Consider the following 16,897-nt stretch of genomic DNA (forward strand, 5'->3'; position numbering starts at 1 on the left):
GTACGGCGTGGCGCCTCCCGCGGACTACGCGGCAGGCCGCACAGCCCGATGGTGCGTCAATGGAAGTGTTCGACCGGAGGCGGGGTATCTTCCGGCATCTCGGCATGCACCAGTTCACCCTCGCGATCGGGGAACAGGGGCGCACCGCAGTCATCGCAGAATTCCATCGTGAAACGCTCGCTGTGATGCTTGATCTGGACGATGCCGCATTCGCGCAGGGTGGCCAGGATCTGCTGCAGCGGACTAGCCGGGAGTCCTTCCAGCAGGCCGGCGCCGCCGGGGATCATCATGGGCAGGTCTTCGCCGCTTTCCTGTTCGTACAGCGGCCACACGGTACCGTAGACCACGGTGGGGTCGTTGCCGATGGAAAAGCCGATGCGGTATTCGTCGATCTGGCCGTTGATGTCTTCGGAAAAGCCGCCGATGCTGGCATGCAGCTCGGAGGACGCGATATCCAGCGTCTGCGTGAGGAAGTAGTCGGCGGCACGGATCGACGCCGGCCGGATATGCTTGTCGGCCTCGCGGCAGCCGAAGAAATAGGCTTGCGGCAGCAGCAGCTCGACATTGCAGCCGGGCAGCAGGCGCGTGAAGATCGGCGTGACCTGCTGCGTCCAGGCGTCGAAGGCAGCGGTCTTGTTGGCCGAGAAGTGGCTCTGCTGTTCGCTTTCCTGCCAGTGGAACAGGGCGCCACCGGCGGGCACCACCACCGCGGCGATGGCATAGCGGGTATCAGCCAGGAAGGCGGCGGTCGGCGGCTGTTCGCCGCGCAGCTGCACCGGGGCATTCTTGAGCGCGCTCTGGCCCATCTGGCGGGTCAGGGCGAACACGTCGGCGTGCATGCGCGGCAGCTGCTCGATCGAGAACAGGCTGGGTGCCAGCGCCAGGCGCGCGTCCTTGGCCAGGATGTGGGCGTGCAGGTGGGCCGCGATGGCGTTCTGCAGGTCGCCGGCAATGGGGCCCGAGGCGATGGCGAAGCGGGTCCAGGCCAGCACCGGCAGGACCAGCAGCTGGACATCGTAGTCCTGGCCGTCGTGTTCCAGCGTGGTGGCTTCGCTGCCGGCCTCGACGGCCTCGATCAGGACATCGTAGGCGTCCAGGTCGGCCTTGAAGAGGTGGTCCAGCGCGGTGTCGATCAGGCCCTGGTTGCCGGCGCGCAGGAGCTTGTTGAGCAGGGCGTCCAGGGGTTTCAGCCAGGCGCGCTCTTCGAGCCGGCTGGACGCCTGCGCGATGGCTTGCGCAAAGGTGACCAGGTGCTGGCTGTCGGCAGAGAGCTTGGAGGAGGAACGTTTGGCAGGACGACGCATGTAGGCTATCTGTAATCTGTGGAAACGAAACCGTCTATTGTAGATGATTTGGCAGCGGTATCCGTCTTCAGACTGCTGACCTGATTCCAAAGGGCAGCTTGCGGCAGCGGCAAAATAAAAAACGCCGGACGAATCCGGCGTTTCTCGTTTCTGTAGACGTGCAGACTGCATGGCAGCAGCGGCACCGGGGGGCGCCGCGCTGCCCGTCCTGCTTAGGCTGCCAGCAGTTGACGCAGCACGAACGGCAGGATGCCGCCATGCTTGTAGTAGTCCACTTCGATCGGGGTATCGATGCGCAGCAGCAGCTTGACTTCCTTGGTCTCGCCGTTCTTGTGGTGGATCACCAGGGTGGCTTCCTGTTGCGGCTTGATCTCGCCGTCCAGGCCCTTCAGGTCGAAGGTTTCGTCACCGGTGATGCCCAGCGTCTGCACGCTGTCGCTACCCAGGAACTGCAGCGGCAGCACGCCCATGCCGACCAGGTTGGAGCGGTGGATACGCTCGAAGGAACGTGCGATCACGGCCTTCACGCCCAGCAGCTGGGTGCCCTTGGCGGCCCAGTCACGGGAGGAGCCGGTGCCGTACTCTTCGCCACCGAACACCATGGTCGGGGTGCCTTCGGCCACGTACTTCATGGCGGCATCATAGATCGACATCTGTTCGCCGGTCGGCTGGTGCAGGGTGATGCCACCTTCGACGCGGGAGCCGTCTTCCTTGGCCGGGATCATCAGGTTCTTGATGCGCACGTTGGCGAAGGTGCCGCGCATCATGATCTCGTGGTTGCCGCGGCGCGAGCCGTAGGAGTTGAAGTCAGCCTTGAGCACGCCGTTGGCTTGCAGCCACTTGCCGGCCGGGCTGGATTCCTTGATCGAACCGGCCGGGGAGATGTGGTCGGTGGTGATCGAGTCGCCGAACACGCCCAGGGCGCGTGCGCCGGAGATACCGGCAGCAGCGATCTTGGGCTCTTCGCTGAAGTTCTCGAAGAACGGCGGCTCGGCGATGTAGGTCGAGGTCGGCCAGTTGTAGACTTCGCCCTTGGCGACGCCCTTGATGGCTTCCCACAGCTTGCCCGGGGCACCCTTCACGTCGGCGTAGTTTTCCTTGAAGGTCTTGGCGTTCATGGCGAACTTGAGCAGCTTTTCGATCTCTTGCGAGGTCGGCCAGATGTCGCCCAGGTAGATATCCTTGCCACCCTTGCCCTTGCCGACGGGTTCGGTCATCAGGTCGCGGGAGACATTGCCGGCGATCGCGTAGGCCACCACCAGCGGCGGCGAAGCCAGGAAGTTGGCGCGGATGTTCGGGTGGATACGGGCTTCGAAGTTGCGGTTGCCCGACAGCACGGCGGCAGCCACGACGTCGTTCTTGACGATGGCTTCGTTCATGGCTGCAGTCAGGTCACCGGCGTTGCCGATGCAAGTGGTGCAACCGTAGGCGGTCACGCCAAAGCCCAGCTTTTCCAGGTAGGGCAACAGGCCAGCCGCTTCCAGGTACTTGGTCACCACGCGCGAGCCAGGGGCCAGCGAGGTCTTGATGTGCGGAGCGACCTTCAGGCCGGCTTCGACCGCCTTCTTGGCCAACAGGCCGGCAGCCAGCAGCACGCTCGGGTTGGAGGTGTTGGTGCAAGAGGTGATGGCGGCGATCAGCACGTCACCGTTGTGCACATCCACGCCGTCGGCGTTCTTGTAGGCAGCGGTGAGGTCTTCAGCCTTCTTGTTGAAGCCGTTTTCGGAAGTCGGCTTGGTGAACAGGTCGGCGAAGGTGGACTTGACGTTGCCGATCTCGATGCGGTCTTGCGGACGCTTCGGACCTGCCAGCGAGGGAGCGACGGTACCCAGGTCCAGCGAGACTTCCTGGGTGTAGTCGATCTGGCCGGCCTTGGGCACGCCATACAGGCCCTGGGCCTTGAAGTAGGCTTCGAAGGCGTCGATCTCGGCCTTGGTACGGCCGGTGCCCTTGAAGTAGTCGATGGTGGCATCGTCAACCGGGAAGAAGCCCATGGTGGCGCCGTATTCCGGAGCCATGTTGGCGATGGTGGCGCGGTCGGTCAGCGACAGCGATTCGGTGCCTTCGCCGAAGAATTCGACGAACTTGCCCACGACCTTGGTCTGGCGCAGCAGTTCGGTGATGGTCAGCACCAGGTCGGTGGCGGTGACGCCTTCGCGCAGGGCGCCGGTCAGGTTCACGCCGACCACGTCCGGGGTCAGGAAATAGACCGGCTGGCCCAGCATGCCGGCTTCGGCTTCGATGCCGCCCACGCCCCAGCCGACCACGCCGATGCCGTTGATCATGGTGGTGTGGGAGTCGGTGCCGACCAGGGTGTCAGGGTAGTAGACGCCGGTCTTGTTGTGCACACCGCGTGCCAGGTACTCCAGGTTGACCTGGTGGACGATGCCGAAGCCCGGGGGCACCACGCCGAAGGTGTCGAAGGCTTGCATGCCCCACTTCATGAACTGGTAGCGCTCGTTGTTGCGCGAGAATTCCAGCTTCATGTTCAGGTCCAGCGCCTTCTTCTCGCGGAAGTGGTCGATCTGCACCGAGTGGTCCACCACCAGGTCCACCGGGACCAGCGGTTCGATGTTCTTGGGGTTCTTGCCCAGCTTGCTGGCGACATTGCGCATGGCGGCCAGGTCGGCCAGCAGCGGCACGCCGGTGAAGTCCTGCAGCACCACGCGGGCGACCACGAAGGGGATCTCATCCACGCGGGCAGCCTTGGCACCCCAGTTGGCCAGTTGCTTGACGTGTTCTTCGGTGACCTTCTGGCCATCGCAGTTACGCAGCACCGATTCCAGCACGATACGGATGGACACCGGCAGGCGGGAGATATTCACGCCCAGCGACTTTTGCAGGGCGGGCAGGGAGTAGAACTTGCCCTTCTTGGAATCGGAAATCTTGAATTCCTTCAGGGTGTTCAATGTGTTGCGAGACATGGCCTCTTCTCCTTAATTTGGCAATTTAGTGATGCTAGCTAGTCGAATCCGGTTTGCGCTGCAATGGTGAACTGCGGGGTGCTGCCTGATTCTGTGATTCTCTGTTTCTCGGGTACGGCTGGGGTCTGGTCCGGGAAGCGCGGCTTCCCGTGTCAGTTCTGCTGGGGCGCTGCGGCAACGGTGGGGGTCGCTGCCGGTGCGGCGGCGGCCTTCATCTGCTCGGCGTTCTTGCATTCGTTGGCCAGCTGCTGACCCTTCTTGGAGTCCAGCAACAGACCCTTGGCGGGGATACCGATCCAGACCAGGCCCATCTTGCGGTTTTCGAAGCGGTTGGCGCCGGTGGTGGTTTCCACGCGGGTCAGGCGGTGGATGCGCTTGTCCCAGCGGATGGCGATGTGCTTGTCGTCGGCTTCGTTCTTCCAGATGGTCAGCTTGTGGCCCATTTCGCACTGGAAGTCGGCCGACAGGGTGCCGCCCAGTTCGGGTTCGCTGTCGTCATCCTCGGCGTCCGAGGAGAAGGGCATCTTGGCGGCCGGCGCGGCGGCGGCAGCAGCGGCAGCAGCCTTCTTCGCCGGGGCCTTCTTGACCACCTTCTTCTTGGCAGCGGGCTTGGCGGCAGTGGCGGTCTCGGCCTGTGCCGGAGTGATGCCGGCGGTGGCGAACAGGGCGCCCAGCAGGGCGATCAGGGTCAGGTGCTTTTTCATGTGCGGTGATCGAACGTTCTTTTTACTGCGTGGTTGAGGGGGAGTCGCCAGCGGCGAACCAGACTAGGGTTTCCGGCGGCAGCGCCACGCCAGTGGCGTGGGCGCGTTGCAGGATACTCCAGTAATAGCGATAACTGGCCCGATCGTGCAGGTTGCCCAGGTGCTGGATCGGGCCCCATTGCACCGACTGCGCCTTGAGCAAGATCTGTGCCGCCAGTTCGGCCTCCTCGGTGGAGGGCGACATGGCCTGCACGATGGGACGGATCTGGTCCGGATGGATGCTCCACATCCGGGTATAGCCAAATTCCTGTGCCGCGCGGCGCGCATCATCGGCCACGGCGGCGGGATTCTTGATGTCGGTGGTCACGTTATGCGACGGCACCTTGCCGTGCGCATGGCAGGCGGCGGCAATCTCCAGCTTGGCGCGGCGCACCAGCGGGTGGTCGAACTGCCCGGGGGAGCGCATGGCGCTGCCGGGGATGGCACCGTAGTGCGCCGAGACGAAATCCATGACCCCGAACGACAACGACTGGACCTGGGGCAGGGCGGCGATGCGTGCGGCATCGGCCAGCGCGCCGTGGGTCTCGATCAACACCTGCACCGGCAGTTGCGCACGGCCAGCGCCAGCGGTCACGCGGTTGATGCTCTCCAGCGCGCGCAGCACGTCGGCAATGCCTTCCGGCTTGGGCAGCATCACGTAGGCCAGCTCGCGCGCAGCGGCGCCGCAGATGATGGCCACATCCTGCTCGAAATGCGCATGGCCCACGTCATGCAGGCGCGCGCCGATGCGGCGGTGGACATTGTCGGGGCCGGCGATGAGCGAGGCGACCAGCTCGGCGTGCGCGGCTTCATTGCCGGCGGCGGCGCCGTCTTCGCAGTCGAAGGTGATGTCGAACCGGGGACCGAGTTCCTGCTGCAGGGCCATCGACTTGCGCATCAGCTTTTCGGAGCCGGCGTAGTGATCGCACACCGGGAGCGAAACCGGCTGCTGGGCACCTGGGAACAAGACCTGGGAAGGATGCATTGCTGCGAATGGGACTGGGGTAAGGTTGTCGGATCGATCGGTATTGCGATATTGCGGGTACTGCTGGTATTGCCGGTATTGCAGGAAGACGACGGGCGCGGCGATTGAAGACCGCCGCGCCCAGGTCAATTAGCCGACCAGATGCTTCACGCCTTCACGCTCTTCCAACAGCTCCTTGAGGGTGATGTTGATGCGCTCTTGCGAGAACTCGTCGATCTCCAGACCCTGGACGATCTTGTACTCGCCGTTTTCGGTGGTCACCGGGAAGCCGAACATGGTGCCTTCGGGGATGCCGTAGGAACCGTCCGAGGGGATACCCATGGTGGTCCACTTGCCGTTGGTGCCCAGCACCCAGTCACGCACGTGGTCGATGGCCGCGTTGGCTGCCGACGCTGCCGAGGACAGGCCGCGGGCTTCGATGATGGCCGCGCCGCGCTTGCCGACGGTGGGCAGGAACACGTTCTTGTTCCATTCCTGGTCGTTGATGGTGTCCTTGATGGAGGCGCCATCGGCGGTGGCGAAACGGTAGTCGGCGTACATGGTGGGCGAGTGGTTGCCCCAGACGCACAGCTTTTCGATGGCCGAGACCGGCTTGCCGATCTTGGCTGCCACTTGCGACAGGGCGCGGTTGTGGTCCAGGCGCAGCATGGCGGTGAAGTTCTTGGCCGGCAGGTTCGGTGCCGACTTCATGGCGATGTAGGCGTTGGTGTTGGCCGGGTTGCCGACCACCAGGACCTTGACGTCACGCGAAGCGACGGCATCCAGTGCCTTGCCCTGCACGGTGAAGATCTGGGCGTTGGCTTCCAGCAGGTCCTTGCGCTCCATGCCGGGACCACGGGGACGGGCGCCCACCAGCAGGGCGATGTCGGCATCCTTGAAGGCGGTCATCGGATCGCTGTGAGCGGTCACGCCAGCCAGCAGCGGGAAGGCACAGTCATCGATTTCCATGATGACGCCCTTCAACGCCTTCTGTGCCTTCTCATCGGGGATTTCCAGCAGTTGCAGGATGACCGGCTGGTCTTTGCCCAGCAGGTCGCCGTTGGCGATGCGGAACAGCAGGGAGTAACCGATCTGACCGGCGGCGCCGGTGACGGCAACACGCTTGGGGGCTTTAGCCATGTTGAATCTCCAAAAGAGGTGATGAAAAAAAGCGTTCAGACTGCATGAAGCGCACGTTGCGGTCGCGTCGCGGAGAGCGCGGCAGGGCCGTCTGCGGTTGCTTCTGGTTTGCGCAGGAAATTGCGCGACTTCCTCGAATTCTTGTTAGGCCGCCATGATACCGTCGAAAACGCAGCGAGTCAGTTGCTTTCGGATCGGGCTCTGCCGACAAATCAAAAACCTGTCAGACTTGTGTTCTGCCTGCATGAAAACGCTGCCTTCGATGCGCCTGGATGAGAGCGATTCTCGTTAGCGCCCTCCGGCCTGTAAATCGCACCCGGTCTGCCTTGCAGGTCTTCAGGTTGCTCGCGAGTGTAGGCCTGCGAAAGAGCGCTGTCAATCAATATCTTATGTCTTATATAAGACATATTATTGCCTAGTTTTTGCTGGACGCCGGAAGGGATTTTGTGGTGAAATTCGAGGTTATGAGCTCGATCCTGCCCAATTCGAACAACGCCGACGCGCATGCCGCGGGGGCGGGTGCTGCCAGTCCTGCGCCTACCTTCAGTCCGTTGTACCAGCAGATCAAGGCGCTCATCATGCAGCGCCTGGAAGCCGGTGAGTGGAAGCCCGGCGAGCTCATTCCCAGCGAAGTGGAGCTGGGCAACCGATTCAAGGTCAGTCAAGGCACGGTGCGCAAGGCCATCGACGAACTGGCGGCCGAAAACCTGGTGGTGCGCCGCCAGGGTAAAGGGACCTTCGTTGCCACCCATCATGAGACCCAGGCGCAGTTCCGCTTCCTGCGGTTGATGGCCGACAGCGACGAGCCGCAGCGTCCCGAGAACAAGATCATCGAAGTCAAGCGCGTGCGCGCATCGGCCGAAGTGGCCCGTCAGCTCGACATGAAGTCGGGCGACTCCGTCATTTTCATTCGCCGGGTAAAATCGTTCAATGGCGTTCCCATCATCCTCGAAGACATCTGGCTGCCCGGCGCCATCTTCAAGGGGCTGACGGCCGAACGCCTGGTGGAATACCGCGGGCCGCTGTATGGCCTGTTCGAGTCGGAGTTCGGCACGCGCATGATCCGTGCCGAAGAGCGCATCCGTGCCGTCGGGGCGGATACGGATGCGGCAGAGTTTCTGGGCGTGGCGCCCCAAACGCCGTTGCTGAGTGTGGAGCGGGCTTCATTTACCTATGGCGACAAGCCGGTGGAAATGCGGCGCGGGCTGTACCTGACGACGAATCATCATTACCAAAGCGAGTTGAGCTGAGCGGACGACGCGGTGTTGTCCCGGGCCGGTGGCAAGCGCCCGTACAGCGCGGAGGGCCGGGCGCGACGCCCGGTCGGCATGCTGCGAAGCGCAATAAAAGTTGATGGTGATTTAGAAAATCGGCGAAAATTGCATATTGTTTTAAACTGAGGAGAACCTTGTATGTCTGAAGCCGCTAAACCACAACGGCCGCAATTTCGTAACATACACCTAACCCAAATTGCCGGTTACCGCATGCCTCTGGCTGCCATCGTCTCGATCATGCACCGCATCAGCGGTCTGTTCCTGTTCCTGATGCTGCCTTTCATCCTGTACCTCCTGGACAGCAGCCTGCTCTCCGAAGGTACCTTCGACTACCTCAAGGGCTTCACCTCGGGCTGGTTCGTCAAGCTGGTCATCCTGGCCCTGTCCTGGGCCTACCTCCATCACTTCTGCGCCGGCATCCGCCACCTGATCATGGACAACCACATCGGTCTGGACAAGGACAGCGCACGCAAGTCCTCGGCAACTGTCCTGGTGATCAGCATCGCGCTGATGATCCTGGTCGCATTGAAACTGTTCGGAGCTTTCTGAAAATGGCTGATAACAACATCGGACCCAAGCGCCTGGTCGTCGGCGCCCACTATGGCCTGCGTGACTGGCTGGCGCAACGCGCCACCGCCGTCGTGATGGCCGTCTACACCGTGATCCTGCTGGTGTGCTTCTTCACCTCGACCAACTTCAGCTACCAGGGCTGGGCGGCGCTGTTCTCGCATCAATGGTTCAAGGTCGCCACCTTTGCCGTGTTCATGGCGCTGTTCTTCCACGCCTGGATCGGCGTGCGTGATGCGCTCATGGACTACGTCAAGCCGGTCGGCATTCGCCTGGTCCTGCAAGTTGCCACCATCCTGTGGCTGATCGGTTGCGCTGGCTATGCTGCGCAGATTCTCTGGAGAAACTAATCGTGGCTGCAATCAAATCCGCCATCACTACCCGCCGCTTTGACGCGGTCATCGTCGGCGCCGGTGGCTCCGGCATGCGCGCCTCGCTGCAACTGGCCGAAGCCGGCCTGAACGTCGCTGTCCTGTCCAAGGTCTTCCCGACCCGCTCGCACACCGTGGCTGCCCAGGGCGGCATCGGCGCTTCGCTGGGCAACATGTCGGAAGACAACTGGTACTGGCACATGTTCGACACCGTCAAGGGTTCGGACTACCTGGGTGACCAGGACGCCATCGAATTCATGTGCCGCGAAGCACCGAAGGCCGTCTACGAGCTGGAACACTTCGGCATGCCCTTCGACCGCAACCCGGATGGCACCATCTATCAGCGTCCGTTCGGCGGCCACACCGCCAACCTGGGTGAAAAGCCGGTGCAGCGCGCCTGTGCTGCGGCCGACCGTACCGGTCACGCACTGCTGCACACCCTGTACCAGCGCAACGTGCGCGCCAAGACCCACTTCTTCGTCGAGTGGATGGCGCTGGACGTGATCCGCAACGAAGAGGGCGACGTCCTCGGCGTGGTGGCACTGGAAATGGAAACCGGCGAAATCATGATGCTGCACGCCAAGACCACCCTGTTCGCCACCGGCGGCGCGGGTCGTATCTGGGCTGCATCGACCAATGCCTTCATCAACACCGGCGACGGCATGGGCATGGCGGCACGCGCCGGCCTGCCGCTGCAGGACATGGAGTTCTGGCAGTTCCACCCGACCGGCGTGGCCGGGGCGGGCGTGCTGATCACCGAGGGTGTGCGCGGCGAAGGCGGTATCCTGATCAACAGCAACGGCGAACGCTTCATGGAGCGCTATGCGCCGACCCTGAAGGACCTGGCGCCGCGTGACTTCGTCTCGCGTTCGATGGACCAGGAAATCAAGGAAGGTCGCGGCGTCGGTCCCCACAAGGATCACGTGCTGCTGGACCTGCGTCACATCGGCGCCGATACCATCAAGAAGCGTCTGCCCTCGATCCTGGAAATCGCCCACAAGTTCGCCAACGTCGATGCGACCAAGGAACCGATTCCTGTCGTGCCGACCATCCACTACCAGATGGGTGGCATCCCCACCAACATCAACGGTCAGGTGGTCGCGCCCAAGGGCGGTTCGATGAAGGAAGTGGTGCAGGGCATGTACGCCATCGGCGAATGTGCCTGCGTGTCGGTGCACGGCGCCAACCGCCTGGGGACCAACTCGCTGCTGGACCTGGTGGTCTTCGGCCGCGCTGCCGGTAACCACATCGTCAACAGCCGCCTGCAGGACCAGAGCCACAAGCCGATCCCGGCCGGTGCCCTGGACCGTTCGCTGGAACGCATCGCCCATCTGGAAAACAGCACCGGTTCCGAACGTGTGCAGGACGTCGCCAACGACATCCGCGCCACCATGCAGAAGTACTGCGGCGTGTTCCGTACCGATGCCCTGTTGAAGGAAGGCTATCAGAAGATCATGGAACTGGACGAGCGTCGCAAGCACGTCTCCTTCAAGGACAAGTCCAAGGTCTTCAACACCGCCCGCGTGGAAGCGCTGGAGCTGGACAACCTGATCGAAACCGCCAAGGCCACCATCACCTCGGCCGAAGCCCGCAAGGAATCGCGCGGCGCCCACGCGCAAAGCGACCACGAGCAGCGCGACGACGTGAACTGGCTCAAGCACACGCTGTGGTTCTCCGAGGGGAATCGTCTCGACTACAAGCCGGTCAACCTGCAGCCGCTGACCGTCGAGACCTTCAAACCTAAAGCACGTACTTTCTAAGAGGTCGCAACATGACTCGCACCCTGAAATTCAAGATCTATCGTTACGATCCGGACAAGGACGACAAGCCGTACATGCAAGACCTGACGGTGGAACTCAAGCCCACCGACAAGATGCTGCTGGATGCCTTGCAGCGCATCAAGTCCGACGTCGACGATTCCCTGGCGCTGCGTCGCTCCTGCCGCGAAGGCGTGTGCGGCTCCGACGCCATGAACATCAACGGCAAGAACGGTCTGGCCTGCATCACCAACCTGAACGAGCTGACCGAGCCCATCGTTCTGAAGCCGCTGCCCGGCCTGCCGGTGATCCGCGACCTGATCGTGGACATGACCAACTTCTTCAAGCAGTACGATTCGATCAAGCCCTACCTGATCAACGACAGCATCCCGCCCGAGAAGGAGCGTCTGCAGTCGCCCGAGCAGCGTGAAGAGCTCGATGGCGTGTACGAGTGCATCCTGTGCGCCTGCTGCTCGACCTCCTGCCCGTCGTTCTGGTGGAACCCGGACAAGTTCGTCGGCCCGGCCGGCCTGCTGCAAGCCTACCGCTTCATCGCCGACAGCCGCGACGAAGCCACCGGCGCGCGTCTGGACAACCTGGAAGATCCGTACCGCCTGTTCCGTTGCCGTTCGATCATGAACTGCGTCGATGTCTGCCCCAAGGGTCTGAACCCCAACAAGGCCATCGGCAAGATCAAGGAATTGATGGTCCGTCGTTCGGTGTAAGCCGAATGGGTGTGATGCCTGCCAGAGCCGCCGTGCATGGCGGGCTGCAGCGAGGGGAAGCAGGGCTGGAAGCGGCTTCCCCGACCGGTTCCTTCAGGGTTGGTCCGGTTGAAGTGAATGGAAAGACAAGAAATGAGCGAGTTCATGACTGAACAGCGTCATCAGGATGATCCGGCCAAGCGAGCAAGACTGCGCTGGCGCGCGCGCCGCGGGCTGCTGGAGAACGACCTGATCCTGACGCGCTATCTGGATGCCAACGAGGCACAGATGAGCGACGACGAGGTCGATGCCTTCTCGCGCCTGATGGACCTGACCGACAACGACCTGATGGACCTGCTGCTGGCCCGCAAGGAGCCGGAAGCGGCGGTTGATCTGCCCCAAGTGCATGCGTTGCTGAAGAAACTGCGTACTGCCTGACTGTTGCACGAATATTGCGCCTGGCCACAAGCCAGACCGATTTTGCTCGATCGCGGCCTGTTCCAACTCGCCACCCGGCGCATCCGAACCATGATGCCGCCCGGCTTGCGGTCGCGGCTTTTGATTAACGGTTTCACCATCCCAGCAAAAGGAAAAGCTATGTCCAATACCGATATCAAAGCTACCCTGTCGTTCTCCGACGGGTCTCCGTCCGTAGATTTTCCTATCTACAAGGGCAGCATCGGTCCTGATGTGATCGATATCCGCAAGCTGTACGGCGCCACCGGCAAGTTCACCTACGACCCCGGCTTCATGTCGACGGCGTCCTGCAACTCCTCCATCACCTACATCGATGGCGACAAGGGCGAGCTGCTGTACCGTGGCTATCCGATCGAACAGCTGGCGGTGAACTGCGACTTCCTGGAATCCTGCTACCTGCTGCTGCACGGCGAGCTGCCCACTGCCGACCAGAAGGCCGAGTTCGTCACCACCGTGACCCAGCACACCATGGTCCACGAGCAGATGAACTTCTTCTTCCGTGGTTTCCGTCGCGATGCTCACCCGATGGCCGTACTGACCGGCTCGGTCGGCGCGCTGTCGGCCTTCTACCACGACTCGCTGGACATCTCCAATCCGAATCACCGCGAAGTGTCGGCCATCCGCATGATCGCCAAGCTGCCGACCCTGGTGGCCATGGCCTACAAGTACAGCATCGGCCAGCCCTTCGTGTACCCGCGCAACGACCTGTCGTACACCGCCAACTTCATGCGCATGATGTTCGCCAACCCGTGCGAAGAGTACAAGGTCAATGAAGTGCTGGTGCGCGCGCTGGACCGCATCCTGATCCTGCACGCCGACCACGAACAGAACGCCTCGACCTCGACCGTGCGTCTGGCCGGCTCCTCCGGCGCCAACCCGTTCGCATGTATCGCCGCCGGCATCGCCTGCCTGTGGGGTCCTGCCCACGGCGGTGCCAACGAAGCCGCACTGAACATGCTGGAACAGATCGGCTCGGTCGAAAACATCCCCGAGTTCATCAAGCAGGTGAAGGACAAGAACTCCGGCGTCAAGCTGATGGGCTTCGGTCACCGCGTCTACAAGAACTACGACCCGCGTGCCAAGCTGATGCGCGAAACCTGCTACGAAGTCCTGAACGAACTGGGCCTGCACGACGACCCGCTGTTCAAGCTGGCCATGGAGCTGGAAAAGATCGCCCTGGAAGACGACTACTTCGTTTCCCGCAAGCTGTATCCGAACGTCGACTTCTACTCGGGCATCGTGCAGCGCGCCCTGGGCATCCCGACCTCGATGTTCACCTGCATCTTCGCCATGGCCCGTACCATCGGCTGGATCGCCCAGTGGAACGAAATGATCTCGGACCCGGAACAGAAGATCGGTCGTCCCCGTCAGCTGTTCGTTGGCTCGCCGCGTCGCGACGTGCCGCCGATCGACAAGCGCTGATCGGTCTGCCAGCTGTCGCTTGTTGTCTGCTCGTTGTCGGGCAGACAACAGGTGGTGCAAGAGACATCATCCCGTCCCCCGGGAGTCGATGGGGGAGGGTGGGAAGCCCGTGCGACAAGGCTTTGCGGTCCAGCGTTGGTTGCCGGAAACGCCCGTTGCTTCTGGTTTCAAATAAAAAAGCGAATCCCTTAGGATTCGCTTTTTTATTTGATATTAGGAGATATAATTCCGATGCGCTGACTGGATGACGTACAGAAGTTCAGGTAGACAAGGTCCTTCCCCACAACTTGATGCAATCCGCTAACCGGTCAGGCCGTGTCGCGGAAGGTGTAGAAACCCGCTAATCTCGCGAAGCGCGAAGAAAGGTGAGCAAATGACAAAGCTCTACGAGCAATACAACATCAACTCCTACCTGTTCGGTGGGAATGCTCCGTACATCGAAGAACTGTACGAAGCCTACCTGAACAATCCTGGCTCTGTCCCCGATAACTGGCGTGCTTATTTCGACGCCGTGCAACACGTCCCCGCCACCGACGGCTCCACCCGTCCCGATGTGGCCCACGCTCCGGTGATCGCATCCTTCGCCGAACGTGCCAAGCAAGGCCCCATCCGCACCGTCATCGCATCCGCCGACTCCGACATGGGTCGCAAGCGCGTCGCTGTCACCCAGCTGATCGCCGGCTACCGTGACCTCGGCTCCCGTTTCGCCAACCTGGACCCGCTGCAACGCCAGGAACGCCCCAACATCCCCGAACTCGATCCCTCCTTCTACGGCTTCACCGATGCCGACATGGACATCGTGTTCAACATCAACAACACCTACTTCGGCCCGGAAACCGCGTCCCTGCGTGACCTGCTGCAGATGCTGCGCGACACCTACACGCGCTCCATCGGCGCCGAGTTCACCTACATCTCGGACATGGCCGAAGTGCGCTGGCTGGAAGAGCGCCTGGAGCCGACCCGTGCCCTGCCCAGCTTCTCTTCGGACAAGAAGAAGCACATCCTGGAGCGCCTGACCGCTGCCGAAGGCCTGGAGCGTTACCTCCACACCAAGTACGTCGGCCAGAAGCGCTTCTCGCTGGAAGGCGGCGAATCCTTCATCGCCTCCCTGGATGAAACCATCCAGCGCGCCGGTGAAAAGGGCGTGCAGGAAATCGTGATCGGCATGGCCCACCGCGGTCGCCTGAACGTGTTGGTCAACATCCTGGGCAAGACCCCGCAGGAACTGTTCTCCGAGTTCGAAGGCCGTCACGCCGACGACCTGCCGGCCGGTGACGTCAAGTACCACCAGGGCTTCTCCTCCGACGTCTCCACCCCGGGCGGCCCGGTCCACCTGTCGCTGGCCTTCAACCCCTCCCACCTGGAAATCGTCAATCCGGTGGTCGAAGGTTCGGTCAAGGCCCGTATGGATCGCCGCGGCGACAAGGATGGTTCGCAAGTGCTGCCGATCCTGGTGCACGGTGATGCCGCCTTCGCCGGCCAGGGCGTGGTGATGGAAACCCTGAACCTGGCCCAGACCCGTGGCTATGGCACCGGTGGTACCGTCCACATCGTCATCAACAACCAGATCGGCTTCACCACCTCCGACCCGCGCGACTCCCGTTCGACGCTGTACTGCTCGGATGTGGTCAAGATGATCGAAGCCCCGGTGCTGCACGTCAACGGCGATGATCCGGAAGCCGTCGTGTTCGCCACCCAGATCGCTGTCGACTACCGCATGAAGTTCAAGAAGGACATCGTGGTCGACATCATCTGCTTCCGCAAGCTGGGCCACAACGAGCAAGATACGCCTGCTCTGACCCAGCCGCTGATGTACAAGAAGATCGCCCAGCACCCGGGTACCCGCAAGCTGTACGCCGACAAGCTGGTTACCCAGCAGACCATTCCCGCCGATGGTGGCGAAGAGCTGGTCAAGGCCTATCGCGCCGCGATGGACGCCGGCAAGCACGCCATCGACCCGGTGCTGACCAACTTCAAGAGCAAGTACGCCGTCGACTGGCTGCCGTTCCTGAACCGCAAGTGGACCGACGCCGCCGAGACCGCCGTGCCGATGGCCGAGCTGAAGCGCCTGGCCGCCAAGATCACTACCGTCCCTGAAGGCTTCAAGGTGCACTCGCTGGTCGAGAAGGTCTTGAACGACCGCGCTACCATGGGTCGTGGCGAAATGAACCTGGACTGGGGCATGGGTGAGCACCTGGCCTACGCCAGCCTGGTTTCCTCCGGCTATGCCGTGCGCCTGACCGGTCAGGATGCCGGCCGTGGCACCTTCACTCACCGTCACGCCGTGCTGCACGACCAGAACCGCGAGCGTTGGGATGCCGGTACCTTCATCCCGCTGCAGAACGTGGCTGAAAACCAGTCCACCTTCACCGTGATCGACTCGGTGCTGTCCGAAGAGGCCGTGCTGGCCTTCGAATACGGTTACTCGACCGCTGAACCGAACACCCTGACCATCTGGGAAGCCCAGTTCGGCGACTTCGCCAACGGCGCCCAGGTCGTCATGGACCAGTTCATCAGCTCCGGCGAAGTGAAGTGGGGCCGTGCCTCGGGTCTGGTGCAGATGCTGCCCCACGGCTACGAAGGCCAGGGTCCGGAACACTCCTCGGCACGTATCGAGCGTTACCTCCAGCTGTGTGCCGACAACAACATGCAGGTCGTGCAGCCCACCACCGCTGCGCAGATCTTCCACCTGCTGCGTCGCCAGATGATCCGTCTGTTCCGCAAGCCGCTGATCATCATGACGCCGAAGTCGCTGCTGCGTAACAAGGATGCCGGTTCGCCCCTGTCCGACCTGGCCAAGGGTTCGTTCCAGACCGTGATCCCGGAAGTCGATGAAACCATCGACGCCAAGAAGGTCAAGCGCATCGTCGCCTGCTCGGGTAAGGTGTACTACGACCTGGTCAACGCCCGCAAGGAACGTGGTCAGACCGATACCGCCATCATCCGCGTCGAACAGCTGTATCCGTTCCCGCACAAGGCGTTCGCGGCTGCACTGAAGCAGTTCCCGAACTTCAACGAACTGGTGTGGGCGCAGGACGAGCCGCAGAATCAGGGCGCATGGCTGCAGATCCAGCACAACATCTTCGAGAATCTCTCCGAAGGTCAGAAGCTGGCCTATGCAGGCCGCCCGGCCAGCGCCTCGCCGGCTGTCGGTTACTACGACAAGCACTACGCACAGCAAAAGGCGCTGATCGAAACCGCCTTCGCCAAGCTCAAGGGCTTTGTCCTGACCAAGTAAGCATTGTTGCGA

The 16,897-nt window shown here is 62.2% G+C and carries 13 protein-coding genes; 8 read left to right on the forward strand and 5 right to left on the reverse strand.

The window, feature by feature from the left end; genetic code table 11:
- Nucleotides 1–56: 56 nt before the first annotated feature.
- From HBH1_RS05190 to HBH1_RS05210, 5 genes are all read right to left on the reverse strand, one after another.
- Complete coding sequence (locus HBH1_RS05190) at nucleotides 57–1,304, reverse strand: DUF2863 family protein (RefSeq protein WP_102661859.1); 1,248 nt, start codon at nucleotides 1,302–1,304, stop codon at nucleotides 57–59.
- 212 nt (nucleotides 1,305–1,516) lie between these two features.
- The gene (gene acnA, locus HBH1_RS05195; RefSeq protein WP_102661860.1) at nucleotides 1,517–4,228 is read right to left on the reverse strand and encodes an aconitate hydratase AcnA; all 2,712 of its coding nucleotides are present in this window, start codon (nucleotides 4,226–4,228) and stop codon (nucleotides 1,517–1,519) included.
- Nucleotides 4,229–4,380: 152 nt separating this feature from the next.
- Nucleotides 4,381–4,932 (reverse strand): hypothetical protein, encoded by a 552-nt coding sequence (locus tag HBH1_RS05200; RefSeq protein WP_102661861.1) that lies wholly within the window; start codon nucleotides 4,930–4,932, stop codon nucleotides 4,381–4,383.
- A 22-nt stretch (nucleotides 4,933–4,954) separates the two neighbouring features.
- A complete protein-coding gene (locus HBH1_RS05205; RefSeq protein ID WP_102661862.1) occupies nucleotides 4,955–5,956 on the reverse strand; it encodes an HpcH/HpaI aldolase/citrate lyase family protein in 1,002 nt (333 codons plus the stop codon).
- A 129-nt stretch (nucleotides 5,957–6,085) separates the two neighbouring features.
- On the reverse strand, nucleotides 6,086–7,075 hold the full coding sequence (locus HBH1_RS05210) for a malate dehydrogenase (RefSeq protein WP_102661863.1): 990 nt from the start codon (nucleotides 7,073–7,075) through the stop codon (nucleotides 6,086–6,088).
- A gap of 464 nt (nucleotides 7,076–7,539) precedes the next feature.
- Here HBH1_RS05210 and HBH1_RS05215 point away from each other — a divergent pair, with 464 nt between their 5' ends.
- The 8 genes from HBH1_RS05215 to HBH1_RS05250 all read left to right on the forward strand — a co-directional run bounded on the left by HBH1_RS05215 (nucleotide 7,540) and on the right by HBH1_RS05250 (nucleotide 16,885).
- On the forward strand, nucleotides 7,540–8,325 hold the full coding sequence (locus HBH1_RS05215; protein ID WP_102661864.1) for a GntR family transcriptional regulator: 786 nt from the start codon (nucleotides 7,540–7,542) through the stop codon (nucleotides 8,323–8,325).
- Nucleotides 8,326–8,487: 162 nt separating this feature from the next.
- Complete coding sequence (sdhC, locus tag HBH1_RS05220) at nucleotides 8,488–8,898, forward strand: succinate dehydrogenase, cytochrome b556 subunit (RefSeq protein ID WP_102661865.1); 411 nt, start codon at nucleotides 8,488–8,490, stop codon at nucleotides 8,896–8,898.
- 2 nt (nucleotides 8,899–8,900) lie between these two features.
- Nucleotides 8,901–9,266 carry a succinate dehydrogenase, hydrophobic membrane anchor protein gene (sdhD, locus tag HBH1_RS05225; protein ID WP_006463279.1) on the forward strand — a complete coding sequence of 122 codons (366 nt, stop codon included), beginning with the start codon at nucleotides 8,901–8,903 and terminating at the stop codon, nucleotides 9,264–9,266.
- A 2-nt stretch (nucleotides 9,267–9,268) separates the two neighbouring features.
- Nucleotides 9,269–11,047, forward strand: coding sequence for a succinate dehydrogenase flavoprotein subunit (gene sdhA, locus HBH1_RS05230; RefSeq protein WP_102661866.1), 1,779 nt, complete (start codon nucleotides 9,269–9,271; stop codon nucleotides 11,045–11,047).
- Nucleotides 11,048–11,058: 11 nt separating this feature from the next.
- Nucleotides 11,059–11,769, forward strand: a complete 711-nt coding sequence (locus HBH1_RS05235; protein ID WP_006463281.1) for a succinate dehydrogenase iron-sulfur subunit — start codon at nucleotides 11,059–11,061, stop codon at nucleotides 11,767–11,769.
- A gap of 132 nt (nucleotides 11,770–11,901) precedes the next feature.
- A complete protein-coding gene (locus HBH1_RS05240; protein ID WP_008329929.1) occupies nucleotides 11,902–12,186 on the forward strand; it encodes an FAD assembly factor SdhE in 285 nt (94 codons plus the stop codon).
- A 159-nt stretch (nucleotides 12,187–12,345) separates the two neighbouring features.
- Nucleotides 12,346–13,647, forward strand: a complete 1,302-nt coding sequence (gltA, locus tag HBH1_RS05245; RefSeq protein ID WP_006463286.1) for a citrate synthase — start codon at nucleotides 12,346–12,348, stop codon at nucleotides 13,645–13,647.
- A 373-nt stretch (nucleotides 13,648–14,020) separates the two neighbouring features.
- On the forward strand, nucleotides 14,021–16,885 hold the full coding sequence (locus HBH1_RS05250) for a 2-oxoglutarate dehydrogenase E1 component (RefSeq protein WP_102661867.1): 2,865 nt from the start codon (nucleotides 14,021–14,023) through the stop codon (nucleotides 16,883–16,885).
- Nucleotides 16,886–16,897: the final 12 nt, after the last annotated feature.

It is taken from the genome of Herbaspirillum sp. BH-1, from assembly GCF_002870055.1.
Classification (GTDB): Bacteria; Pseudomonadota; Gammaproteobacteria; order Burkholderiales; family Burkholderiaceae_D; genus Herbaspirillum; species Herbaspirillum frisingense.